This window comes from Actinokineospora sp. PR83, assembly GCF_021056305.1.
Lineage (GTDB): Bacteria > Actinomycetota > Actinomycetes > Mycobacteriales > Pseudonocardiaceae > Actinokineospora > Actinokineospora spheciospongiae.
In genome coordinates this window covers 152638-176361 of record NZ_JAJCXD010000040.1, presented here as the reverse complement: position 1 = coordinate 176361, position 23724 = coordinate 152638, and the positions used below count along the sequence as shown (strand labels likewise).

The following is a 23724-nucleotide window of genomic DNA, read 5'->3' as shown; positions in this document are numbered from 1 at the left end:
TTTCTCCTGGACGCGCCGTTCGCGTCCGAGTCGAGGGTAGCCACCGGGCGCGGCCCGGGTGACCACGACGGGCCGATCACATCCGGTCGGCGCCGGAGCGCAGGCCGACGAGCAGCCTGCGGGCGACCTCGGCGTAGTCCGCGCGCAGCGCGGTCCGTTCCGCCGGGTCCGCCTCGGCCAAGCCCAGCCCGGCCGCGCCCAGCGCCCAGAAGACGACCCGGGTGGCGGGCCCCAGCGGCAGCGGGTCGATCTCCCCGTCCCGCACCAGGTCGCGCAGGATCTCCTCGATCTGACCGTAGGCGTACTTCTGCTCGGTGGCCTGCCAGGCCCGCCAGCCCAGGGCGACCGGCCCCTCCTGCCAGACGACCCGGCTGTAGACCGGGTCCATGCAGCGGTCGAGGAAGGCTTCGAGCGCGGCCATCGCCCCCGCCCAGGGCGAGTCCGCGCCCGCGCGGGCGCGCACGATCTGCTCGAACGCCGCCGCGGCCAGTTCCTCCATCACCGCCTCGAACAGGGCCTTCTTGTTGCCGAAGTGGTGGTAGACCGCGCCCCGGGTGGCCCGGATGTCGGCGGCGACGTCCTCCAGGGCCGTCGCGGAGTAGCCCTCGGTGGCGAACCTGGTGGTGGCGGCGGCGATGAGCGCCGCGCGCGTCGCGTCGGAGTACTGCTCCCGCCGACTCTTGACATCCGACATACGCTGAGACCCTACTGACATACACGGTGTATGTGACCAACACAGAGTAGGTGAATTGGTGACCGCCGCACTGTTCAACCCGTTCGCACCCGGTTTCGCGGAAAACCCGTACCCGCACTACCGCGAGCTGCGCGACCACGACCCGGTCCAGGATCACCCGATGGGGTTCTGGCTGGTGTCGCGGCACAGCGACGTCACCGCCCTGCTGCGGGCCGACCTGTCCGTCGAGCAGCGCAACGTCGCACCGCACCCGGTGCGCGACGCCATGCGCGAGGCCGCGGGCGGGGTCGACTTCCGCGCGGGCGGCATGTCCATGCTCGACCGCGACCCACCCGACCACACCCGGCTGCGCGGCCTGGTGCAGAAGGTCTTCACCCCCCGGGCGATCGGCGCCCTGGAACCCCGCATCACCGAACTGGTCGACACCGCCCTGGACCGGCTCGCCACCGACGGCGGCGGCGACCTGGTCGAGGAGCTGGCCTTCCCGCTGCCGTTCGCGGTCATCAACGACATGCTCGGGATGCCGCTCACCGACGCCCCCCGGATGCGCGAGCTGACCGGCCTGCTGGTGCGCTCCCTGGAGCCGATGGCCGACCCCGAACTGGCCAAGCGCGTCGGCGAGGCCGACCGCGAACTGTGCGACCTGACCGCCGAGGCCGTCGAGTGGAAGCGCCACCACCCCGGTGACGACCTGCTCACCGCCCTGATCCGGGCCGAGCACGGCGGCTGGGTCCTCAGCCAGGACGAACTGGTGGCGCAGGTCGTCCTGCTCTACGTCGCAGGCCACGAGACCACCGTCAACCTGGTCTCCAACGGCGCCGTCGCACTCCTGCGCCACCCCGACCAGCACGCCGCGCTCAAGGCCGACCCCGGCCTGGTCGGCAACGCGGTGGAGGAGATGCTGCGCTACGACAGCCCGGTCCAGTCCAGCAGGCGGGTCACCCTCCGCCCGGCCGAGGTGGGCGGACAGGAGATCCCCGCGGGCACCTTCGCCATCGCCAGCCTCGCCTCCGCCAACCGCGACGAGCGCTTCTGGGGCCCCGACGCCGACGAGTTCCGCGTGGACCGCCCCAACGCCCGCCAGCACGTGTCCTTCGGCGCGGGCCCCCACCACTGCCTGGGCGCGGCCCTGGCCCGCCTGGAGGGCCGGGTGGCCTTCGACCGCCTCATCCACCGCTTCCCCGACCTCACCCTGGCCGGGGACGTCACCTGGAACGGCCGGATCAACCTGCGCGGCGCCACCTCGGTGCCGGTTTCCCTCTAGGCACCTGCCTCCCGCCCGGGCATCAGCCGGTGGGTCGGATCACCGGCCCGACGCCCCCCGGCTCCTGACGGCGTCCTGGTCGGACTGCGGCCAGAGCCCGGTCGCCAACCGCACCAGGTCGGCGACCGGGCGGGAGCGGCTCAGCGACGGCCACGCGATCACCGTGGTCACGGGTTGGCCGTCGACGACCGGGACGGTGGCCAGGTCGTGGTTGAGGTCGGTGCGGCAGGACTCCGGGAGCACCACCGCGCCCCGGCCCAGCGCGATCAACTGGTAGAGCTGGGTCAGGTTCCGGATCTCCACGCCAGGGCCGTCGGGGTAGGTCCCGTCGACCCTGGGCCAGCGGGCCAGCGGCAGGTCGGTCCTGGCGTTGATCTGGGACATGTGCAACCGGGTGCGCCGGGCCAGGGGGTGGGAAGTGGGCAGGACGAGCACCTGGCCCTCGGTCAGCAGCGGCTCGATCTCGAAGCCCGCCGTGGCGTCGAAGGGCAGGTGCAGCAGGGCGACGTCGGCCTCACCGCTGCGCAGCCGGGCCTCCTGCTGGTGGGCGTCGCCGAGGAGGAGGTCGACCGGCACGGAGCCGGGTTCGCCGGTGTAGGCGTCGAGCAGCTTGGCCAGCAGCTCGCCGGTGGTCCCGGCCTTGACCGAGAGCGTGATCCGCGGCTGCTCGGCGGCGGCCTGGCGGGTGCGGCGCTCGGCGGCGGCCAGCGCGCCGAGGATCGGCCCGCTCTCGGTCAGCAGCGTCGCACCCGCATCGGTCAGCACGACCCGGCGGCTGGTGCGCTCCAGCAGTGCGACACCGAGCCGCTGCTCAAGCCGGGCGATCGTGCGCGACAGCGGCGGCTGGGTGATGCCCAACCGGTCGGCGGCCCGGCCGAAGTGCAACTCCTCGGCGACGGCGACGAAGTAGCGCAGCTCGCGCGTGTCCACGCCCACAACGATACCCCCGGGGTATCGAAAGCCCGCCCGGACGGTGTTGGTGCGATGCCGACCCGCGAGCACGATGGAACGCATGGATGGACAGAAGATCGCGCTGGTCACCGGCGCCAACAAGGGGATCGGGTACGAGATCGCGGCCGGGCTCGGCGCTCGCGGGTTCACCGTCGGTGTCGGTGCGCGGGACACCGGGCGACGCGAAGACGCGGTGGCGAGGCTGCGCGCGGCCGGGGTGGACGCGTTCGGCGTGCCGCTGGATGTCACCGACGACGCCTCGGTCACCGCCGCCGCGGCGTTGCTCGACGAGCGGGGCGGCCTCGACGTGCTGGTCAACAACGCCGCCACCGCCGGGGCGTGGCCCATGCCCGCCACCGAGGCCGACATCGACGTGCTGCGCTCCGGCGTCGAGACCAACGTCTACGGGGTCGTCCGGGTCACCAACGCCGTGCTGCCGCTGTTGCGGCGCTCCTCATCACCGCGCATCGTCAACCTGTCGAGCAGCGTGGGCTCGCTGACCTTGCAGGCCACGGGCCGCGAGGAGGGCGTCGGCCCGGCGGACACCGCCTACTCGCCCACCAAGACCTACCTCAACGCCATCACCCTGCAGTACGTGCGGGAGCTGGCGGGCACCCACATCCTGATCAACAACGTCTGCCCCGGCTACGTGGCCACCGACCTCAACGGCCACGCGGGTCACCGCACGCCGCGGCAGGGCGCGGCCATCGCCGTGGAGATGGCCACCATCCCCGACGACGGCCCGACCGGGACCTACGTCGACGAGAACGGCCCGATCCCGTGGTGACGACCCCCGGCGCCCGCTCCTGATCCAGCGGCGTCGACCACCCGGCGGCAACGGGCGGTGGCGGCGGGGGAGGACGCGACAGCACGGCCTCGGCCGCTGGACGCGGGGGAGTCGCGTCACCTCCCCGGCTCCTCCGACCGGGCAGCCGCTCCCCGGGCAGCCACCGCCCGCCCCCGCCGGGCGAACCACCACGCCAACGCCCCGGCCGGGAAGAACATCGCCACCCCGTACACCGCCGCGGGCACCGCCATCGCCGCGTTGTCCAGCAGCGCCGGGCTCAGCGCCACGGTGATCGCCAGCGTGCTGTTGTGCAGCCCGATCTCGAACGCCGACGCGATCGCCTGCGGCCGCGCCACCCCCGCCAGCAGCGGCACCGCGTACCCGATGGCCAGGCTCAGCAGGCACAGCAGCACCGTCACCGCCCCGACCGAGCGCAGGTAGCCGCCCACGTTGCCCCGGTCGGCGAACACCGCGGCCAGGATCACCCCGACCAGCACCACCACCGACGCGACCTTCACCGGCCCGCGTGCCCGCGCCGCGAACCCCGGGAAGCGCCGGTTCACCGCCATCCCGACCGCCACCGGCACCAGGACCAGCGCGAACACCTGCAGCGTCTTCGCCGGTTGCAGGCCGATCGTGCTGTCGGCGCCGAGGAACCCCGCGATCGACAGGTTCACCACCAGCGGCAGCGTCACCACCGCGAGCACCGAGTTCACCGCCGTCAGCGTGACGTTGAGCGCCACGTCGCCGCCCGCCAGGTGGCTGAAGATGTTCGCCGTGGTCCCGCCCGGCGCCGCGGCCAGCAGCATCAGCCCCACGGCGAGTTCGGGCGCCAGGTCGAACGCCACCGCCAGGCCCAGGGCCAGCGCCGGGAGCAGCAGGACCTGCACCGCCAGCGCCAGCAGCGCGGGCTTGGGCACCCGCGCCACCCTGGCGAAGTCGGCCACCGACAGCGACAGCCCCAGGCCCAGCATCACCACCGCCAGGGCGATCGGGAGGAACACCGTGGTCAGCGTCGAGGAGGCCATGGCGGGGATGATCCAGACACAACGGTCGGCCGCGCAAGGTGCCCCGGGCAGTGGTCCTGATCGCGCTTGGGCCAACCGACTCCACCACGACCCCGCCCGCCTCCGTAAACTCGAACCGACACGCACCGGACGCACGAGGGAGGTGGCGGGTGGTCAGCTCGGACGAGCGGCGCTTCGAGGTGCTGCGGGCCATCGTCGCCGACTACGTGCAGCACCAGGAGCCGGTGGCCTCCAAGGCCATCGTCGACCGGCACAACCTGGGCGTGTCCAGCGCGACGGTGCGCAACGACATGGCCTCCCTGGAGGAGGACGGCTACATCACCCAGCCGCACACCAGTGCGGGCCGCATCCCCACCGACAAGGGCTACCGCCTGTTCGTCGACCGGCTCAGCGAGGTCAAACCGCTGTCGTCGGCCGAGCGCAAGGCCATCCAGAGCTTCCTCGAGGGCGCGATCGACCTCGACGACGTGATGCGGCGCAGCGTGCGGCTGCTGGCCCAGCTCACCCGCCAGGTCGCGGTGATCCAGTACCCGACGCTGACCACCTCCACGGTGCGCCACGTCGAGCTGGTGACGATCACCCCGGCCCGGCTGATGCTGGTGCTGATCACCGACAGCGGCCGGGTCGACCAGCGCATGGTCGACCTGGGTGACGTGGTCACCGACGAGTCGGTGGCCCGGCTGCGCACCCTGGTCAACTCCGCGCTGGCCGGGCGCAAGCTCACCGACGCCGCGGCCAAGGTCGCCGAGCTGCCCGAGGGGGCGCCGAAGGAGCTGCGCGACGCGGTCGTGCGGATCGCCACCGTGCTCGTCGAGTCGCTCGTCGAGCACCCGGAGGAGCGGCTCGTGCTCGGCGGGACGGCCAACCTGACCCGCAACGCCGCGGACTTCCCCAACTCGCTGCGCCAGGTGCTGGAGGCCCTGGAGGAACAGGTGGTCGTGCTCAAGCTGCTGGCCGCGACCGCCGACCCCGGCACCATCACGGTGCGCATCGGCGAGGAGAACGAGGCCGCGGAGATGCGCAGCACCTCCGTGGTGTCCATCGGCTACGGCACCAGGGCCACCCTGCTCGGCGGCATGGGCGTGGTGGGGCCGACGCGGATGGACTACCCCTCGAACATCGCCGCGGTGCGCGCCGTGGCCAACTACGTCGGCGAGATCCTCGGTCAGTGAGAGGGTCCGCCCGCATTCGACTGGTATCGACCGATTATCGACTGATTACTGCGACGGTGACCCCGGATCGGCCGGGGCAGGAGGACTGGACACGGTGGCGAGGGACTACTACGGCACGCTCGGGGTGCGCCAGGACGCGGGCGCCGACGAGATCAAGCGCGCCTACCGCAAGCTCGCGCGCGAGCTGCACCCGGACGTCAACCCGGACGAGGCGGCGCAGACGCGGTTCCGCGAGGTCACCGCGGCCTACGAGGTCCTGTCCGACCCGCAGAAGCGCAAGATCGTCGACATGGGCGGCGACCCGCTGGGCAACGGCGGCGGGGGCGGCGGGCGCGACCCGTTCGGCGGCGGCGGCTTCGGGCTGGGCGACATCATGGACGCCTTCTTCGGCGCGGCCGGGGGCGGCCCAGGGGGCGGCGGGCGCGGCCCGCGCAGCCGGGTGCAGCCGGGTTCGGACGCGCTGCTGCGCATCCAGATGACGCTGGAGGAGTGCTTCTCCGGCATCAGCCGCGAGATCACCGTGGACACCGCGATCCTGTGCGACCTGTGCCGCGGCTCCGGCTGCGTGGCGGGCACCTCCCCGGTCACCTGCGACACCTGCGGCGGGCGCGGCGAGGTGCAGTCGGTGCAGCGGTCGTTCCTCGGCCAGGTCGTCACCGCGCGCGCCTGCCCCACCTGCCGCGGCCTCGGCGAGACCATCCCCGAGCCGTGCACCCAGTGCGCCGGTGAGGGCCGGGTCCGCTCGCGGCGCACCATCACCGTCAAGATCCCGGCCGGGGTCGCCGACGGGATGCGGGTGCGGCTGTCCGGGCAGGGCGAGGTCGGCCCCGGCGGCGGCCCGGCCGGTGACCTCTACGTCGAGGTCGAGGAGCTGGCGCACAACACCTTCGAGCGCGACGGCGCCCACCTGCACTGCACGCTGCGCGTCCCGATGACCACCGCGGCCCTGGGCGCGTCGCTGCCGCTGGAGACCCTCGACGGGGTCGTCGACCTCGACCTGGACCCGGGCACCCAGTCCGACACCGAACTGGTCATGCCCGGCCGCGGCCTGCCCCGGCTGCGCTCCACCGGCCGCGTCGACGGCCGCGGCGACCTGCACGTGCACATCGAGGTCGAGGTCCCCACCCGACTCGACGCCCGGCAGACCGAGCTGCTGCGCGAGCTGGCGACCCTGCGCGGCGAGGAGGAGCACACCCTGGCCTCGGCGAACGGCCGGGGCGGCGGCCTGTTCTCCAAGTTCCGCGGTCGCCGGTGACCCTCGCGCTGTTCCTGGTCGACGCGCTGCCCGCGGGGAGCGCGCACACCCTGGACGGCCCCGAGGGCAGGCACGCCGCCGCCGTCCGCAGGCTGCGGGCGGGGGAGTCGCTGCTGCTCACCGACGGCGCGGGCGCCGTGGCCCGCTGCACCGTGGTGGCGGCGGGCCGCGACACCCTGGACCTGGCCGTGCAGGAGCGCTGGACCGAGCCGGAACCCAGCCCGCGCGTGGTCGTCGTGCAGGCCCTGCCCAAGGGTGACCGCGGTGAACTCGCGGTCGAACTGGCCACCGAGGCGGGCGCCGACGCCATCGTCCCGTGGCGGGCCACCCGCTGCGTCACCAAGTGGGAGGACGGCCCGCGCGGGGCGAAGGCCCTGGAGCGCTGGCGCAAGACCGCGCGCGAGGCCGCCAAGCAGGCCCGCCGCCCGTGGGTCCCGCCGGTGCGCGAGCCGGTCGCGCTGCGCGGGCTCCTGGCCCTGGTCGGCTCCAGCGCGCTGACCCTGGTGCTGGAGGCGGGCCTGTCCACCCGCCTGGCCGAGGTGGACCTGCCGGACTCGGGTGACGTGGTGCTGGTCGTCGGCCCCGAGGGCGGCATCACCCCGGACGAGCTGGACGCGCTGTCGGCGGTGGGTGCCCGACCGGTCCGCCTGGGCCCGTCGGTCCTGCGCACCTCCACCGCCGCCGCGGTCACCCTCGGCGCCCTGGGCGTGCGCACCGGCCGCTGGGGTTGATGGCGGAAATCCGCAACGCGGCGGTCCCCCGGGGCGATCCAGTGATCACGAAACCCGGGAACGGGGCCGGTGGCGGTGCCCGGCCCGCCCGGCACCACCGCACACTGGGGAACACCGATGCGCCCTGCTCTCGCCCTGCTCACCCTCGCCCTGCTGGCGGGTTGCTCCAGCCCCGGCGGGGACGCCACCCCGGCAGCCGCCCCGCCACCAGCCGCCGCCGTCCTCGGCGACCCGGCCACGGTCGACTGGTGCGCCCTCCTCGACCCCGCCCCGCTCACCGCCCACGGTTCCCCGTCGCCCGCGACGGCCGACGGGTACGACGCCTGCCACACGTCGGTTTCCGGGCCGGTGTCGATGATCCTGCGCGTGGGCGCCCAAGACTTGGAGTACCCGGGCTCCCTGGCGGTGGGAACCCGGCGTGCGGACGACGGGACCTCGGTGATCACCCAGTACGAGGACTCGGTGGAGTGCAGCAAGCTGCTCGAGCTGCCCGGTGGCGCTCGGGTCCTGGTGCGCGTCGAGGTCCGGGGTGAACCGTTGGCGACCGGCACGGCCTGCGCCGTCGCCGACGCCGAACTGACCTCGTTGCGCACCACCCTGATGTCCGGCACGCCGGTCGCCCATGTCCGGGCCGATCCGGGCAGCGCCCGCACGGCCGACCCGTGCGCCGCCGTCCCGGCCGACCTCGCCGCCGCTCCCGGGCTGGCGGGCACCACCCCGCGCCGCGGCCCGCTGTCGCACCACTGCACCTGGGAGGCCACTCCCGGCACCGGGGAGGGACCGTGGATGTTCGTGACGCTGTCGTGGGAGACGCGTGATTCCGGTCAGTTCCGCGAGCACAGGACCATCGAGGGCCAAGAGGTGAGCGGGATCCTGTCCGACCTCGGCCGCGGCCCCTGCGTGCTGATCCTGCCGCTGCGCCCGGTCGCGGGCGGCGCGGACGGCGACGTCGAGACCGTCGAGGTGAAGTACCTGCCCCCGACGGCGGGGACGGATCCCTGCGTCGTCGCCGCCAAGGTCGCCGCAGGCGTGAAGAAGGCCGTCGTCGCCTGAGCGCGGCCGCTGTTACGCGGAGGCCGTGACCGGCGATGCGCGGGGTGACGTAGACACCTGGGGGTAGTCCATGCGGTTCCACCACGCCCTGATCGCCTTCGCGGCCGCCCTGGCCGCGGGGTGCTCCACGACGGTCGCGGGCACCGCCGTCCCCGTCGACCGCGACCCGCTCGCGGGCAGCACGTTCTTCGGCGACCAGAGGACGGTCGACTGGTGCTCGCTGGTCTCCCTCGACCCGATCAAGGAGTACGGGGTGCCGGATCGGCCGTCGAACGAGGGCTTCGACAACTGCCAGGTCTACGTCTCCACCGACGCGGAGCACGGGTTCGGCCTGTCGGTCGGCGCCCCGGACGACGTCTACCCCGAGGACATGACGTTCGACGTCCGGAGGCTGCCCAGCGGGCTCCAGGTGGCCACCGTGCTCGACGAGGACGACCTCTGCCACAAGCTGCTGCGGTTCAGCGACGGGGTGCGGTTGCAGGTCGTGGCTGCGGCGCTGGTGGGCGACCCGGCCACCGACATCTGCGCCCCGGTGGACGCCGTCCTGACCGGTCTCGCCGAGCGCGTCACCTCCGGGCAGGTGGCCCGGCACCACCGGGTCTCCGCGGCGACCCTGCGCACCGCCGACGCCTGCGCCGCCACCCCGGAGGACACCGCCACCGGGGTGGCGGGTCTCGCCAGGGTCGAGGCCGCCCCGGTCCCGCTGGCCCACCTGTGCGTGTGGGAGGACACCGGGCGCACCCAGGGGCCGCTGCTGATCGTCTCCCTCGACGTGGAGTTCGGCCTGCGCGACGACCCCGAGGTGCGCCGCGAGCAGGTCGAGGGGCAGGAGGTGTTCTTCGTCGAGAACGCCGAGGAGGGCTTCTGCACGGCGATCGCGGTGGTGCGGCCGGTGCCCGGGGCCGCGGACGAGGCCGAGGTCGTCGAGGCGTTCCTGGACCCGGGCGCGGCCGGGTCGGCGAGCACCTGCGCGGACGCCGCGCGGGTGGCCCTGGCGACCAGGAAGGCCCTCGTGGGGTGACCGATAGTCTGCCGCGCATGAGTGCCGACTGCCTGTTCTGCAAGATCATCGCCGGTGAGGTGCCCTCGACGGAGGTCTACTCCGACGACAGCGTCTACGCCTTCCGCGACATCAACCCGCAGGCCCGGGTGCACGTGCTGGTCGTGCCGAGGGCTCACCACGAGGACGCCGAGGAACTGGCCACCGCCGACCCGGTGCTGCTCTCGGAGGTGCTGCGGGCCGGTGCCGAGGTCGCCAGGGTGGAGGGGATCGACCGGTCCGGCTTCCGGTTCGTCTTCAACACCGGCGACGACGCCTGCCGCACCGTCTTCCACGCCCACCTGCACGTCCTCGGCGGTGAACAACTCGCCGGGTTCGGGCGCTAGACCCGTTTCTCCGGTGCGGAGTGTCGGCCCCGAGGTCTAGCATTCACAGCACAGGCAGCCCGCTGACCAGCAGGCCGGAGACGAGCAGAGGCAGGACCGAGACCACGTGACGGGTACTCCCGAGCAGCGCCCCAGCGACGTGCACGCCGCCGAGCACGACGCGCAGTCCCGCTTCCCGATCCCCGAGGGCGCCACCCTGGCCCTGCTCGGGCGGCGCGACGAGAACCTCCGGCTCCTGGAGGACCTGCTGGACGCCGACGTGCACGTGCGCGGCAACGAGGTCACCCTCACCGGTGTCCCGTCCGACGTGGCGTTCGCCGAGCGGGTCTTCTCCGAGCTGGGGACCCTGGCGGCCCGCGGCCAGCAGGTGGGCGTGGACACGGTCAAGCGCACGGTCGCGATGCTCTCGGCGGGGACCGCCGAGAGCCCGGCCGAGGTGCTCAGCTTCGACATCCTGTCCCGGCGCGGCCGCACGATCCGCCCGAAGACGCTGAACCAGAAGTTCTACGTCGACTCCATCGACGAGAACACCATCGTCTTCGGCATCGGCCCGGCGGGCACCGGCAAGACCTACCTGGCGATGGCCAAGGCCGTGCAGGCGCTGCAGGCCAAGCAGGTCAGCCGGATCATCCTGACCCGGCCCGCGGTCGAGGCGGGGGAGCGGCTCGGGTTCCTGCCCGGCACCCTGTTCGACAAGATCGACCCGTACCTGCGCCCGCTCTACGACGCGCTGCACGACATGCTGGACCCGGAGTCGATCCCGCGGCTGATGCAGGCGGGCACGATCGAGGTCGCCCCGCTGGCCTACATGCGCGGCCGCACCCTCAACGACGCCTTCGTGGTGCTCGACGAGGCGCAGAACACCACGCCCGAGCAGATGAAGATGTTCCTCACCCGGCTCGGCTTCGGTTCCAAAATGGTCGTCACCGGCGACATCACCCAGGTCGACCTGCCCGGTGGGCACCGCAGCGGCCTGCGGGTGGTGCGCGACATCCTCACCGACGTCGACGACGTGCACTTCGCCGAGCTGACCAGCAGCGACGTGGTCCGGCACAGCCTGGTCGGCGACATCGTCGACGCCTACGAGCGCTGGCAGGGCGCCGAGGACATGGCCACCCAGCGCCGCGGCCCGGTGCGCGCGGGCGGGCGGTCCCCGCAGGCCCGGGAGAACGGCCACTAGGGCGACCAGGGACACTGGCGCGGTGAGTATCGAGATCGCCAACGAGTCCGGTGTGGCGGTCGACGAGGCATCCATCGTCGCCGCGGCCCGGTTCGCCCTGGACCGGATGAACGTCAGCGCCCTGGCCGAGCTGTCGGTGCTGCTGGTCGAGCTGGACGTCATGTCCGACCTGCACGAGCGCTGGATGGACCTGCCCGGGCCCACCGACGTGATGGCCTTCCCGATGGACGAGCTGGACTCCGCGCGCCGCCCGGACGCCTCCGACGCCGGGCCCGCCCTGCTCGGCGACATCGTGCTGTGCCCGGCGTTCGCCAAGGACCAGGCCCGCACCGCCGGGCACTCCCTGCTCGACGAGCTGCACCTGCTGACCGTGCACGGCGTGCTGCACCTGCTCGGCTACGACCACGCCGAACCCGCCGAGGAGCGGGAGATGTTCACCCTGCAGAAGCGCATCCTCGCCGACTTCCGCTCGGCCGCGGCCGAGGCCAGGCGCCGCGCCGCGCAGCGGGTCGAGGACGACAAGCTGCTCGGCGCCGTCGGCCTCGGCGAGACCGAGCAACCCCCCCAGACCCCCTGACCCGGAGGCATCGTTGTCATCGGACTCGGCAGGTCTGCTCGTCCTCGCCGTCCTGCTGGTCCTCGCGGCCGGGTGCTTCGCCGCGGCGGACGCCTCGCTCTCGGCGGTGTCCAAGGCCAGGGTCGAGGGCCTGCTGCGGGCGGGCCGCACCGGCGCCCGGCAGCTCCTCGCCGTCGTCTCCGAGCGGCCCCGGCACATCAACCTGCTGCTCCTGCTGCGGCTGGGCTGCGAGCTGACCGCCACCGTGCTGGTCACCGTGGTGTGCCTGCGCTCGATCGGCCCCGGCTGGGTGGCGGTGCTCGTCGCGGGCGTCGCCATGGTCGTGGTGTCCTACGTGCTCGTCGGCGTCGGCCCGCGCACCATCGGCCGCCAGCACCCCTACGGCGTCGGCCTGATCGCCGCGGGCCCGGTGCGGGTGCTCGGGTCGGTGCTCGGCCCGCTGTCGCGGCTGCTGATCCTGGTCGGCAACGCGATCACCCCCGGCCGCGGCTTCCGCGAGGGGCCGTTCTCCTCCGAGGTGGAGCTGCGCGAGCTGGTCGACCTGGCGCAGGAGCGCGGGGTGGTCGACGCCGACGAGCGCGAGATGATCCACTCGGTGTTCGAGCTGCGCGGCACGATCGCCCGCGAGGTCATGGTGCCGCGCACCGAGATGGTGTGGATCGAGCAGGGCAAGTCGGTGCGGCAGGCGCTGGCGCTGTCGCTGCGCACCGGCTACACCCGCATCCCGGTGATCGGCGAGAGCGTCGACGACATCGTCGGCCTGGTCAACCTCAAGGAACTCGTGCGCACCGCCATGGAGTCCGCCGCGGAGTCGCAGCAGGTGGGGCAGGTGATGTCCGCGGCGGTCTTCGTGCCCGACACCAAGCGCCTCGACGACCTGCTGCGGGAGATGCAGCTGTCGAAGTACCACATGGCCATCGCCGTGGACGAGTACGGCGGCACCGCGGGCCTGCTGACCATCGAGGACATCCTGGAGGAGATCGTCGGCGAGATCACCGACGAGTCCGACGCCGACGAGCGCCCCCCGGTCGAGCACCTCGACGACGGGGCCGTGCGGGTCAGCTCCCGGCTGCCGGTGGAGGACCTCGGCGCGCTGTTCGGCCTGGAGCTCGACGACCAGGACGTGGAGACCGTCGGCGGCCTGCTCGCCCAGCGGCTGGGACGTGTGCCACTTCCCGGGGCGGAGGCCGAGATCGCCGGACTACGGTTCCGGGCCGAGGGCGGCAAGGACAACCGGGGGCGGATGCGCATCACCTCGGTGGTGGTCCGCCCGACCGAGACCGTCGAGGCCCGCGACGACCGCGCCGGGGCCGACGACCAGGAGTGGGAGAGGAGCGGCGAGCGTGGCTGACGGCGAGCTGGACCCGGAGGACGCCAAGATCGTGACCCTGGCGAGGTCGAGCCGGGCCAGGACCGGTGCCGCCGAGGGGGCCGCGGTGCGCGACACCGACGGCCGCACCTACGCCGCCGCCACCGTCGCGCTGCCCTCGCTCAAGCTCACCGCGCTGCAGGCCGCCGTGGCCGCCGCGGTGTCCAGCGGCGCCCGGGGGCTGGAGGCCGCCGCCGTCGTCACCGCGGCGGGCGACGTCGACGCCGACTCCGTCGCCGCCGCCCGCGACCTCACCGCCGGGGTGCCCGTGCTGCGCGCCGACCCGTCCGGCGCGGTCGTCGAGACGCTCGCGTGAGCACCCTGGTCTCGGTCTGCCGCGACTGCTGCTGCGGCACCGTGAAGAAGCACCCGACCACCGACCACGGCGCGCACCTGCGCCGCATCCGCGAGGCCGCGGCCACCATCGGCGCGACCGTGCGCGTGGCGGCCTGCCTGGACACCTGCGAGACCTCGAACGTGGTGGTCGTGCAGGCCAGGGGGGTCAAGCCGGTGTGGCTGGGCTGGGTCCTCGGCGAGGACGCCATCGCCGACCTGGAGCGCTGGTTGCGGGCGGGCGGACCCGGGGTCGCACCCCTGTCGGACACCCTCGAACTGCACCGCATCACCCCGCCGGGTCTGCGGTCCAGGGACGACAGGGCAGAATGACCCGGTGACCAGCACCGCCGCAGCACACCGTTCCGGATTCGCCTGCTTCGTGGGCAGGCCCAACGCGGGCAAGTCCACCCTCACCAACGCGCTGGTCGGCAGCAAGGTCGCCATCACCTCCAGCAAGCCGCAGACCACCCGGCACGCCATCCGCGGCATCGTGCACCGCGACGACGCGCAGCTCGTCCTCGTCGACACCCCCGGCCTGCACCGCCCGCGCACCCTGCTCGGCCAGCGGCTCAACGACATCGTCCGCGAGACCTGGTCCGAAGTGGACGTCGTGGGGCTGTGCGTGCCCGCCGACCAGAAGGTCGGCCCCGGCGACCGGTTCATCGCCGCCGAACTGGCCAAGGTCGCCAAGCGCACCCCGGTCATCGGCGTGGTCACCAAGACCGACCTGGTGACCCCGGACCAGGTGGGCGAGCAACTGCTCGCGCTGCAGGAGGTGATGGAGTTCGCCGAGCTGATCCCGGTCTCGGCGGTCGACGGCTTCCAGGTGCAGACCCTGACCGACCTGCTGGTGGCCCGCCTGCCCGAGGGCCCGCAGCTCTACCCGGGCGGCGAGCTGACCGACGAGCCCGAGGCCACCCTGGTCGCCGAGCTGATCCGCGAGGCCGCCCTGGAGGGCGTGCGCGACGAGCTGCCGCACTCCATCGCCGTCACCATCGAGGAGATGAACCCGCGCGAGGGCCGCGACGACATGCTCGACGTCTACGCGGTGCTCTACGTGGAGCGCTCCAGCCAGAAGGGCATCGTCCTCGGCCACCGCGGCGAGCGGCTCAAGCACGTCGGCTCCACCGCCCGCAAGCAGATCGAGGCGCTGCTGGGCACGAAGGTCTACCTCGACCTGCACGTGAAGATCGCCAAGGACTGGCAGCGCGACCCCAAGCAGTTGCGCCGCCTGGGCTTCTGACGTGCCGCTCGCGCTCCGGCGCCCGGTGTACGTGCCGCCGCGCCCGCTGGGCCGGGCACTGGCCGCGCCGCTGGCCCTCGTCGGCGCCGGGATCGCGGGCTGCGTCGTGGTCGCGCTGTCGGACCCGACCACGCCGGGCAGTTGGCTGCCCGCCTGCCCGACCAAGGCGTTGACCGGTGTGTGCTGCCCGGGCTGCGGGGGCGTGCGGATGGTCTACAGCCTGCTGCACGGCAGGTTGGGGGACGCGCTGCACTACAACGCGGTGTCGCTGGTGTTCCTGGTGCTGTTCGCGTGGAGCACCGCGGCCTGGGCGGTGAGCCGGGTGCGCGCCCGGCACGTGCGGAGCTGGATCCACTGGCGGTGGACGCCGCTGCTGGCAGGCGTGGTCATCGGCGGGTGGTTCGTCGTCCGCAACATCCCGGCGCTCGGTCTCTCCGTGTAGCCGTCCGGGTGCTCAATGTCATATCAACGCGGTCCCACTACGCCTGTCGGCGGTAGGAGATACCCTCACCGGCACCCAGTCGAAAGTCCTAGGGGGAACCTCCGTTGAGCAGTCCTTACGGCCCGCAGCCGCCTTACGGCCAGCAGCCCCAGCAGTACGGGCAGCAGCCGCCTTACGGCCAGCCGTCGCCGCCCTACGGCTCGCCCGCGCCGTACGGCCAGCAGCCCGGTCCGTACGGTCAGCAGCCCGGCCCCTACGGACAGCAGCCCGGGCCCTACGGACAGCCCGGCTACGGCCAGCAGCCCTACGGCTACGGCATGCCCGGCGACATCAACGCCATCCCGGACTACAAGGGCTGGGCCATCGCCACGATCTTCATCGGCGGCCTCCTCTTCGGCATCCTCGCGATCATGAAGTCGAACGAGGTCGGCCAGTACAAGATGCAGGGCAACTACCAGATGGCCGAGTCCGCGTCGAACACCACGCGCACCATCTGCCTCATCGGCAACATCCTCGGCGGCATCGGCTGCGTCGTGGCGATCATCTTCCTCATCATCGGCCTCTCCGCGTCGTCGTTCTGAGGTCCCCCAGCGGGGAAGCCGTTCCGGAGAAGCTCGCACGACTCGTGCGGGCTTCTCCCGTTCGAGGTGGGAGAATGCCGGGGTGAGCCTGTACCGCGACACCGGCGTGGTGCTGCGCGTGCAGAAGCTCGGCGAGGCCGACCGGATCATCACGCTCATCACCCGCAACCACGGCAAGGTCCGCGCCGTGGCCAAGGGCGTGCGCCGCACCACCTCCCGGCTCGGCGCCCGGGTCGAACCCTTCGCCCACGTCGACGTCCAGTTCTACACCGGGCGCACGCTCGACGTGATCACCCAGGTGCAGACCATCGACGCCTTCGGCGCGGGCATCGTCGGCGACTACCAGCGCTACACCTCCGCCTGCGCCGTGCTGGAAACCGCCGACCGGATGTCCGCCGAGGAGGGCGAACCGGTCCTGCGGCTGTACCTGCTCGTCGGCGGCGCCCTGCGCGCCCTGGCCGACGGCACCCGCGACCCGTCGCTGGTGCTCGACGCGTTCCTGCTGCGCGCGCTCGCGTTCGCGGGCTGGTCACCCGCCCTGTCGGAGTGCGCCCGCTGCGGCGACCCCGGCCCGCACCGGGCGTTCAGCATCCAGGCGGGCGGCTCGGTGTGCCCGAGGTGCAAGCCCCCCGGCTCGGCCAGCCCCACCCACGAGGTGCTGACCCTGATGGCCGCCCTCGCCGACGGGACCTGGGCCGTCGCCGAGCGCGCCACCGACGCCGCCCGCCGCGAGGCCAGCGGCCTGGTCGCCGCGCTGCTGCAGTGGCACCTGGAGCGGCAGTTGCGCTCGCTGCCGCTGGTGGAGCGGCGCAGGCCCTGACCCGCACCCGGTGTGCGCATGTGGCAACCGACATCCGCGTGCCCCCCGGTTTCCCGGGGCTCGTACTGTTGACCGCCGAGTCCCCTGGTGTCGTGAAGGAGTGGTCGTGCTGCGTCGGCGGCGGGTCAGCAGAATCGAGGAGGGGCGCCCGGTGCGCCCGCCGGAACCGCACGCCTCGGGCGCGCAACCGCCCGCCATCCCGCTGGAGTTCGTGCCCCGCCACGTGGCGATCGTCATGGACGGCAACGGCCGCTGGGCCAACCAGCGCGGCCTGACCAGGGTCGAGGGCCACAAGCGCGGCGAGGCGCAGGTCGTCGAGGTGGCCCGCGGCTGCATCGACCTCGGGGTGCGGTGGCTGTCGCTGTACGCGTTCTCCACCGAGAACTGGCGCCGCAGCCCCGAGGAGGTCCGCTTCCTGATGGGCTTCTCCCGCGACGTCATCCGCGACCGCACCGACGAGCTCGACGACATGGGCGTGCGGGTGCGCTGGGCGGGCCGCCGCCCCCGGCTGTGGCGCAGCGTCATCAAGGAGCTGGAGGTCGCCGAGGAGCGCACCCGCGGCAACGACGTGCTCAACCTGGCGATGTGCATCAACTACGGCGGCCGCGCCGAGATCGGCGACGCCGCCCGCGAGATCGCCCGCCTCGCCGCCGCGGGCAAGATCAACCCGGAGAAGGTCGACGAGCGGACCATCGCCCGCCACCTCTACCAGCCCGAGATGCCCGACGTGGACCTGTTCATCCGCCCCTCCGGCGAACAGCGCACCTCGAACTTCATGCTCTGGCAGTCCGCCTACGCGGAACTGGTCTTCCAGGACATCCTCTGGCCCGACTTCGACCGCCTGCACCTGTGGGCCGCCGTGGAGAACTACGCCCGCCGCGACCGCCGCTTCGGCGCCGCCGCGGACTCCGAGGAAGTGGCGCGCAAGCTCCTCCTGGAAGGACAGCAATGACCACCGAGGCCACCACCGAGGCGACGCTGCTCACCAAGGCCCGCCAGTCCCTGGAGACCTTCCACGACGTCCACGTCGACGACGACGGCGCCCTCACCTTCCGCCACGGGGAGGTGCCCTGCGCCGTGCAGGCCATGCAGCTCGCGGAGGGCCTCACGGTCCTCAGCCTGACCTGCGTCGTCGCCTGGGACCTCCCCGAGGACCAGGGCCTGGCCGTTTCCGCGGCCGAGCGGGCGGGCCAAGGCCTCTTCGGCACCCTGGGCGTCGTGCACTCCGACCGCGGCATGGACGTCACCCTCCGCTATGCCTTCCCGGCCGACGGCCTGGAGGTCACCGCCCTGGGCACACTCCTGATGCTGGTCGTGTCCACCGCCAGCCAGCTCCGCGTCGACCTCCTGGGTGAATCCACCACCTGATCGAGGAAAAGCGTCCCTTACCGACGAGTACCGCCCTCTGGGTATCGAACAGCACCCCGGCCCCACCCCACCGGACCCCACGAGGCACCCATGACCACGTCCGACCCGACCCCGACCCCCGCCGAGCCCACCCCGGCCCCCGCCGAGCCCACCCCGGCCCCCGCCGAGCCCACGGCGACCTCCGGCGGGCCCACGGCGACTTCCACCGGGCTCACGGCGACCCCCGGCGGGTCCACCGCGGCCTCCGCCGGGCCCACCGCGTCCGCTCCGACGGGCGCCGGGTCCTCGGTCCCCGGGTCCGCCGCGCCCACCGGAGAGCCGGGAGGCGCCCCGGGGCGGACCGCGACCCTGGACCCGCAGCCACCACCCGCGGCGGGTCCCACCCGGCCGCGGCGGGTGACCTCGCTGGAGGTCCTGTGCGCGCTGCTGGTCCTGGCTCTGCTCGGGCAGGAGTGGATCGCCTCCTGGCTGGACGCGCCCGCGGTGCGCACCGGGGCGACGATCTTCGTGGCGGTGTGCGTGCAGGCGCTGCCGTTCCTGGTGCTCGGGGTGCTGATCAGCGGGGCGATCGCCGCGTTCGTGCCCGCGTCGCTGCTGGACCGGCTGCTGCCCAAGCGCGAGGCGGTGGCGGTGCCGGTGGCGGGCATCGCCGGGGTGGCGCTGCCGACGTGCGAGTGCGCGGCGGTGCCGGTGGCGCGGCGGCTGATGCAGCAAGGGGTGCCGACCTCGGTGGCACTGGCGTTCCTGCTCGCCGCGCCCGCGGTCAACCCGATCGTGCTGGTCGCGACGAGCGTGGCGTTCCCCAACGCCCCGGCGATGGTCCTCGCCCGGCTCGCCGGGTCGCTGGCGACCGCGGTGGTGATGGGCTGGTTGTGGGCCCGCTTCGGCAAGGCGTCCTGGATCGTCGAACGCGCCCTGCGCCGCATCCCGGAGCCCGACGGCCGCACCCGCTGGCGGATGTTCTTCGAGACCTCCCGCGCCGACCTGGTCGACGCGGGTGGGTTCCTGGTCATCGGCGGTCTCACCGCGGCGGTGCTCAACGTCGTCATCCCCCGGTCGTGGGTCGACTCGCTGGGGTCGCAGCTGGTGCTGGGGATCGTGGTCATGGCCGCCCTGGCCGTCCTCCTCGCCCTGTGCAGCGAGGCGGACGCGTTCGTCGCGGCGTCGATCGCGGGGATGCCGCTGCTGCCGAAGCTGGTGTTCCTGGTGGTCGGCCCGGCCATCGACGTGAAGCTGTTCGCCCTGCAGGCGGGCACGTTCGGCCGCGCGTTCGCCCTGCGCTTCGCCCCGGCGACCCTGGTGGTGGCCACCGCCTGCGCGGTCGTGTCCGGTGTGGTCTTCCTGGGAGGTGCCGGATGAGGCGCGAGACGCAGAACGTCCTGCTGGTGCTGGTGGGCGGCGCCCTGCTCAAGATCGCCCTGACCGGCACCTACCTGCTCTACGTCAAGCCGTCGCACCAGTACTGGCTGATCGCGGGCGGCGTCGTGATGCTGCTCCTCGCCGCCGTCTCCATCACCCGCGACCTGGTCTCCGCCGCCCGCACCCCCCGGGACCAGCCCCTCCCCGCCCACGACCACGCGGGAGGCGGTCAACCGGGACACGACCACGCGGGGGAGCACCAGCACTCGGCGCGGAGCGCGTGGCTGCTCCTGCTCCCCGTACTGGCGATCTTCCTGATCGCCCCACCCGCCCTGGGCGCCGACTCGGTCAAGCGGGCCGACAGCGGCGCGGCCGTGGCCCGCTCGGCCACCACCGACTCGGCCCTCTACCCGGACCTGCCCCCGGGCGACGTCCTCCCGCTCGGCATGGCTGACTTCGCCTCCCGGGCCGCGTTCGACCGCTCCCGCGCCCTGGAGGGCCGCACCGTCCGCCTGACCGGCTTCATCGTCCACGACGGCGACGACGCCTACCTGGCCCGCCTGAGCATCGCCTGCTGCGCCGCCGACGCCTTCCCGGTCCGAGTCCGCCTCGACGGCCGCTCGGTCGACAACCTCCCCAACGACACCTGGGTCGACGCCGTCGGCAAGCTCGCCCCCGGCAGCGCGACCAAGGAGAACGACTTCATCCCCACCCTGTCGCTCCTCGGTGTCACGCCCGTGCCGCAGCCGGAAAACCCGTACGAGCAGTAACCACCCACCGCCTGCGCGGCACTGCCCGCGCGTGGCGCTCGTGCAGCCGATGCCCAGGCCAAGCACCCGTGTCCGCACAGCGGCCCGACCACCACCACACCGCCGGTCCGGCTCCACCCAGCCGGGCGCCGACGACAGGCCCGGCTCTGAGACACGGTCTGGCTGTGGTGCCCGCAGGCAGTGTTCTGCCCTCGGTTTGGTGGTGTGGTCTCAGCGGCGGCTGGGCGGTGGTGCTCAGGCGCAGCGTTCGCAGGTGCCGAAGATCTCCACGGTGTGGCTCACCTGGGAGAAGCCGTTCTCCGCCGCGATGCGGTCGGCCCAGCGCTCGACGGCGGGGCCCTCGACCTCCACGGTGTGCCCGCAGGAGCGGCACACCAGGTGGTGGTGGTGATGGCTGGAGCAGCGCCGGTAGATCGCCTCGCCGCTGTCGGTGCGCAGCACGTCGATCTCGCCCGCGTCGGCCAGGGACTGGAGGGTGCGGTAGACCGTGGTGAGGCCGATTCCCTCGCCGCGCTTGCGCAGTTCCTCGTGCAGTTCCTGGGCGGAGCGGAAGTCGTCGAGCTGGTCGAGCAGCTGGGCCACGGCGGTGCGCTGGCGGGTCGAACGCCTGCCCGGCACCGTTGCCGAGGATCGGTCCGTCGTCACCGGCGTTCGCCTTCCTCCACGTGGGCCACCGCGTCCACCACGATGTGCGACAGGTGCTCGTCGACCAGCCGGTAGACCACCTCGCGGCCGTGCCGCTCCCCGTGCACGACCCCGGCCGACTTGAGCACCCGCAGGTGCTGGCTGATCAGCGGCTGCGCCACCCCCAGCGCCTCGACCAGCTCGTGCACGCACAGGTCGGCGGCGCGCAGCTCCAGCACGATGGCGATCCGCACCGGCGCGGCCAGCGCCCGCAGCAGGTCGCCCGCCGCGCTCAGCGTGCTCACCGGCCTGCGCGGCAACTGCTGCGGCGCGGGCCGGTCGGGCGAGTGGTCGTGCCGCTCGGGAGCGACGGGCAGTTCCCGCGACGCGGCGTCCGAGGTCACGATCGACATCGTCCTCTCCTGCTGGCCTGGCCCGGGGTGATGGTTACCGTTGTCAACATCCTAGGCCGTTTCCGCCGGAGCCGGGATTGCGCCTGCTCACAGCGGGGTCGGCCACGTCGACCGGGTGGTGTCACCGCGCCGTGGTGGGCCCCGCCGCCTCGCCCAACCGCACCGTGCCCGCGTCGGCGGCCAGCAGGCTGGTGTGCCTGCGGACCGACCCCGGCGCGGCCTCCACCACCACCTCGAAGGCGGCGGGTTCGGTCGTGTCGGCCTCGGCCAGGAACGGGATCACCTCGGTGCGCACGTCGAACGGCGACAGCGACCGCCGGTAGGCCGCCACCGACTCGAACTCCACGGTCAACACCCACGAGCCCGCGTCCTCGGTGGAACGCACGAGCAGCCCGCGCACGCACCCGGGCTGCGCCAGCAGCAGCCCCAGCGCCCGCTCGGCCCGGGCGGTGAACGGCTCGGGGTCGGTCACGGTGAACCGGGCGATCAGCAGCACGCGCGCGCCTTCCGGTGGTGTTCGGTGCGAGGATGCAGAACGGTAGCCCACGCAGCCGTCACCGACCGGGAGGCACCGTGCCACCGCAGCGCCCCGTGCGAGCACCACTGCTGGGGGGCCGCGGCCCCCTGTCGGGGGTGTCACCATCGCTGGCCTTCCTGGTCGTGGTCGCCGTGTTCGCGACCGGGGTCCTGGTGCGCGGCGAGGTCGGCGCCGGGCTGCTGTTCCTGCTGGCCGCGGGGGTCGCCGCCCTGCTCGCGGGCACCTGGCGGGTGCTCTCGGCCGGGCAGCGGGCGGGCCGCGCCCTGGTGCTGGCGCTGCTCGTGGGGATCGCCTTCTCGGTGCTGTGACCGACCGGGCGGGCGCCGTACGGCCCACCGCCGTCGCGGACTACCCTGGGCACCTTCGCCGACCTTGATCTCCCCGCATGGAGGGTCAGTGCCCGCCGAACGGCTCGACTCCGTCGTCAACCTCTGCAAGCGCAGGGGCTTCGTCTACCCGAGCGGTGAGATCTACGGCGGCACCCGGTCCGCCTGGGACTACGGTCCCCTCGGCGTCGAGCTCAAGGACAACATCAAGCGCGCCTGGTGGAAGTCCGTGGTGCAGGGCCGCGACGACGTCGTCGGCCTGGACTCCTCGGTCATCCTGCCCAAGCAGGTCTGGACGGCCTCCGGCCACGTGAACGCCTTCCACGACCCCTTGGTCGAGTGCACCTCCTGCCACAAGCGCTTCCGCGCGGACCAGCTCGCCGAGCAGTACGCCGCCCGCACCGGCAAGGACGTGGCCGAGAACGACGTCTCCGACGTGCCCTGCCCCAACTGCGGCACCCGCGGCGCGTACACCGAGCCGCGCGAGTTCAATATGATGCTCAAGACGCACCTCGGGCCGGTGGAGACCGAGGAGGGCATGCACTACCTGCGCCCGGAGACCGCCCAGGGCATCTTCGTGAACTTCCTGAACGTGTTGACCACCTCCCGCCGCAAGCCGCCGTTCGGCATCGGCCAGATCGGCAAGTCGTTCCGCAACGAGATCTCCCCGGGCAACTTCATCTTCCGCACCCGCGAGTTCGAGCAGATGGAGATGGAGTTCTTCGTCGAACCCGGCACCGACGAGGAGTGGCACCAGTACTGGATCGACGAGCGCCTGCGCTGGTACACCGAACTGGGCATCGCCAGGGACAACCTCCGCATCTACGAGCACCCGCAGGAGAAGCTCTCGCACTACTCCAAGCGGACGGTGGACATCGAGTACCGCTTCCGGTTCGACGGGCAGGAGTGGGGCGAGCTGGAGGGCGTGGCCAACCGCAGCGACTTCGACCTGACCACGCACTCCAACAACTCCGGCGTCGACCTGTCCTACTTCGACCAGGCCACCAACTCCCGCTACCGGCCGTTCGTGATCGAGCCCGCCGCCGGTGTCGGCCGCCCGATGATGGCGTTCCTGCTCGACGCCTACACCGAGGACGTGGCGCCCAACGCCAAGGGCGGTGTCGACCAGCGGATCGTGCTGCGCCTCGACCGCAGGCTGGCCCCGGTGAAGGCCGCCGTGCTCCCGCTCTCGCGCAACGCGGACCTCTCGCCCAAGGCCCGGGACGTGGCCGCCGCGCTGCGCAAGCACTGGAACACCGACTTCGACGACGCGGGCGCCATCGGCCGCCGCTACCGCAGGCAGGACGAGATCGGCACGCCGTTCTGCGTGACGGTCGACTTCGACTCCCTCAACGACCACGCCGCCACCGTCCGCGAGCGGGACACCATGTCGCAGGAGCGGGTTTCCCTCGACCGCCTCGAGTCCTACCTCGCCGCCCACCTCATCGGCTGTTGAT

General features: G+C 73.0%; 29 protein-coding genes. 23 read left to right on the top strand and 6 right to left on the bottom strand.

Features of this window, described 5'->3' with window-relative positions:
* Window positions 1-76: 76 nt before the first annotated feature.
* Complete coding sequence (locus L6E12_RS14540; protein WP_236228433.1) at window positions 77-694, bottom strand: TetR/AcrR family transcriptional regulator; 618 nt, start codon at window positions 692-694, stop codon at window positions 77-79.
* 58 nt (window positions 695-752) lie between these two features.
* Between L6E12_RS14540 and L6E12_RS14535 the strand changes: the two genes are divergently transcribed.
* A complete protein-coding gene (locus L6E12_RS14535; protein ID WP_236228432.1) occupies window positions 753-1958 on the top strand; it encodes a cytochrome P450 in 1206 nt (401 codons plus the stop codon).
* Window positions 1959-1997: 39 nt separating this feature from the next.
* On the opposite strand, the gene L6E12_RS14530 is transcribed toward L6E12_RS14535, so the two are convergent.
* Window positions 1998-2888, bottom strand: a complete 891-nt coding sequence (locus L6E12_RS14530; RefSeq protein WP_236228431.1) for a LysR family transcriptional regulator — start codon at window positions 2886-2888, stop codon at window positions 1998-2000.
* Between the two features lie 82 nt (window positions 2889-2970).
* Between L6E12_RS14530 and L6E12_RS14525 the strand changes: the two genes are divergently transcribed.
* A complete protein-coding gene (locus L6E12_RS14525; RefSeq protein WP_236228430.1) occupies window positions 2971-3696 on the top strand; it encodes an SDR family oxidoreductase in 726 nt (241 codons plus the stop codon).
* A 116-nt stretch (window positions 3697-3812) separates the two neighbouring features.
* Here the strand turns inward: L6E12_RS14525 and L6E12_RS14520 are convergent, their stop codons facing one another.
* Window positions 3813-4724, bottom strand: coding sequence for a bile acid:sodium symporter family protein (locus L6E12_RS14520; RefSeq protein WP_236228429.1), 912 nt, complete (start codon window positions 4722-4724; stop codon window positions 3813-3815).
* Between the two features lie 149 nt (window positions 4725-4873).
* Between L6E12_RS14520 and hrcA the strand changes: the two genes are divergently transcribed.
* From hrcA to L6E12_RS14425, 19 genes are all read left to right on the top strand, one after another.
* Entirely contained in the window at window positions 4874-5896 is a 1023-nt protein-coding gene (gene hrcA / locus L6E12_RS14515; RefSeq protein ID WP_236228428.1) for a heat-inducible transcriptional repressor HrcA, read from the top strand.
* A 94-nt stretch (window positions 5897-5990) separates the two neighbouring features.
* A complete protein-coding gene (dnaJ, locus tag L6E12_RS14510) occupies window positions 5991-7151 on the top strand; it encodes a molecular chaperone DnaJ (RefSeq protein ID WP_236228427.1) in 1161 nt (386 codons plus the stop codon).
* Entirely contained in the window at window positions 7148-7882 is a 735-nt protein-coding gene (locus tag L6E12_RS14505) for a 16S rRNA (uracil(1498)-N(3))-methyltransferase (RefSeq protein ID WP_236228426.1), read from the top strand. The genes dnaJ and L6E12_RS14505 overlap by 4 nt, the downstream gene beginning before the upstream one ends.
* A gap of 117 nt (window positions 7883-7999) precedes the next feature.
* Entirely contained in the window at window positions 8000-8935 is a 936-nt protein-coding gene (locus tag L6E12_RS14500) for a hypothetical protein (protein WP_236228425.1), read from the top strand.
* A gap of 70 nt (window positions 8936-9005) precedes the next feature.
* Window positions 9006-9956 carry a hypothetical protein gene (locus L6E12_RS14495; RefSeq protein ID WP_236228424.1) on the top strand — a complete coding sequence of 317 codons (951 nt, stop codon included), beginning with the start codon at window positions 9006-9008 and terminating at the stop codon, window positions 9954-9956.
* Between the two features lie 17 nt (window positions 9957-9973).
* Window positions 9974-10321: a histidine triad nucleotide-binding protein gene (locus L6E12_RS14490; protein ID WP_110081586.1), complete on the top strand. Its 348-nt coding sequence runs from the start codon at window positions 9974-9976 to the stop codon at window positions 10319-10321.
* Window positions 10322-10427: 106 nt separating this feature from the next.
* Window positions 10428-11501: a PhoH family protein gene (locus tag L6E12_RS14485; RefSeq protein WP_236228423.1), complete on the top strand. Its 1074-nt coding sequence runs from the start codon at window positions 10428-10430 to the stop codon at window positions 11499-11501.
* 22 nt (window positions 11502-11523) lie between these two features.
* Complete coding sequence (gene ybeY, locus L6E12_RS14480; RefSeq protein WP_236228422.1) at window positions 11524-12078, top strand: rRNA maturation RNase YbeY; 555 nt, start codon at window positions 11524-11526, stop codon at window positions 12076-12078.
* Between the two features lie 13 nt (window positions 12079-12091).
* A complete protein-coding gene (locus L6E12_RS14475; protein ID WP_236228421.1) occupies window positions 12092-13429 on the top strand; it encodes a hemolysin family protein in 1338 nt (445 codons plus the stop codon).
* Complete coding sequence (locus L6E12_RS14470) at window positions 13422-13763, top strand: cytidine deaminase (protein WP_236228420.1); 342 nt, start codon at window positions 13422-13424, stop codon at window positions 13761-13763. Before L6E12_RS14475 ends, L6E12_RS14470 begins: the two co-directional genes overlap by 8 nt.
* Window positions 13760-14113, top strand: a complete 354-nt coding sequence (locus tag L6E12_RS14465) for a (2Fe-2S) ferredoxin domain-containing protein (RefSeq protein WP_236228419.1) — start codon at window positions 13760-13762, stop codon at window positions 14111-14113. The genes L6E12_RS14470 and L6E12_RS14465 overlap by 4 nt, the downstream gene beginning before the upstream one ends.
* A gap of 4 nt (window positions 14114-14117) precedes the next feature.
* Window positions 14118-15026, top strand: coding sequence for a GTPase Era (gene era, locus L6E12_RS14460; RefSeq protein ID WP_236228418.1), 909 nt, complete (start codon window positions 14118-14120; stop codon window positions 15024-15026).
* A gap of 1 nt (window position 15027) precedes the next feature.
* Entirely contained in the window at window positions 15028-15468 is a 441-nt protein-coding gene (locus tag L6E12_RS14455; protein WP_236228417.1) for a DUF2752 domain-containing protein, read from the top strand.
* Window positions 15469-15572: 104 nt separating this feature from the next.
* Entirely contained in the window at window positions 15573-16049 is a 477-nt protein-coding gene (locus L6E12_RS14450) for a CD225/dispanin family protein (RefSeq protein ID WP_236228416.1), read from the top strand.
* A gap of 82 nt (window positions 16050-16131) precedes the next feature.
* Window positions 16132-16869, top strand: a complete 738-nt coding sequence (recO, locus tag L6E12_RS14445) for a DNA repair protein RecO (RefSeq protein ID WP_035288816.1) — start codon at window positions 16132-16134, stop codon at window positions 16867-16869.
* Between the two features lie 106 nt (window positions 16870-16975).
* A complete protein-coding gene (locus L6E12_RS14440; protein ID WP_236228415.1) occupies window positions 16976-17821 on the top strand; it encodes an isoprenyl transferase in 846 nt (281 codons plus the stop codon).
* Window positions 17818-18237, top strand: coding sequence for a hypothetical protein (locus tag L6E12_RS14435; protein ID WP_236228414.1), 420 nt, complete (start codon window positions 17818-17820; stop codon window positions 18235-18237). Before L6E12_RS14440 ends, L6E12_RS14435 begins: the two co-directional genes overlap by 4 nt.
* 348 nt (window positions 18238-18585) lie before the next feature.
* Entirely contained in the window at window positions 18586-19596 is a 1011-nt protein-coding gene (locus L6E12_RS14430) for a permease (RefSeq protein ID WP_374201880.1), read from the top strand.
* Window positions 19593-20366, top strand: a complete 774-nt coding sequence (locus L6E12_RS14425) for a TIGR03943 family protein (RefSeq protein ID WP_236228413.1) — start codon at window positions 19593-19595, stop codon at window positions 20364-20366. Before L6E12_RS14430 ends, L6E12_RS14425 begins: the two co-directional genes overlap by 4 nt.
* Window positions 20367-20600: 234 nt before the next feature.
* On the opposite strand, the gene L6E12_RS14420 is transcribed toward L6E12_RS14425, so the two are convergent.
* The 3 genes from L6E12_RS14420 to L6E12_RS14410 form a co-directional block, all read right to left on the bottom strand.
* Window positions 20601-21011 carry a Fur family transcriptional regulator gene (locus L6E12_RS14420; protein WP_035288810.1) on the bottom strand — a complete coding sequence of 137 codons (411 nt, stop codon included), beginning with the start codon at window positions 21009-21011 and terminating at the stop codon, window positions 20601-20603.
* On the bottom strand, window positions 21008-21403 hold the full coding sequence (locus L6E12_RS14415) for a metalloregulator ArsR/SmtB family transcription factor (protein ID WP_035288808.1): 396 nt from the start codon (window positions 21401-21403) through the stop codon (window positions 21008-21010). The genes L6E12_RS14420 and L6E12_RS14415 overlap by 4 nt, the downstream gene beginning before the upstream one ends.
* A 121-nt stretch (window positions 21404-21524) precedes the next feature.
* Window positions 21525-21899: an antibiotic biosynthesis monooxygenase gene (locus L6E12_RS14410; RefSeq protein WP_236228412.1), complete on the bottom strand. Its 375-nt coding sequence runs from the start codon at window positions 21897-21899 to the stop codon at window positions 21525-21527.
* A gap of 137 nt (window positions 21900-22036) precedes the next feature.
* Between L6E12_RS14410 and L6E12_RS14405 the strand changes: the two genes are divergently transcribed.
* Entirely contained in the window at window positions 22037-22249 is a 213-nt protein-coding gene (locus L6E12_RS14405) for a hypothetical protein (RefSeq protein WP_236228411.1), read from the top strand.
* Window positions 22250-22337: 88 nt separating this feature from the next.
* Window positions 22338-23723, top strand: coding sequence for a glycine--tRNA ligase (locus L6E12_RS14400; protein ID WP_236228410.1), 1386 nt, complete (start codon window positions 22338-22340; stop codon window positions 23721-23723).
* Window position 23724: the final 1 nt, after the last annotated feature.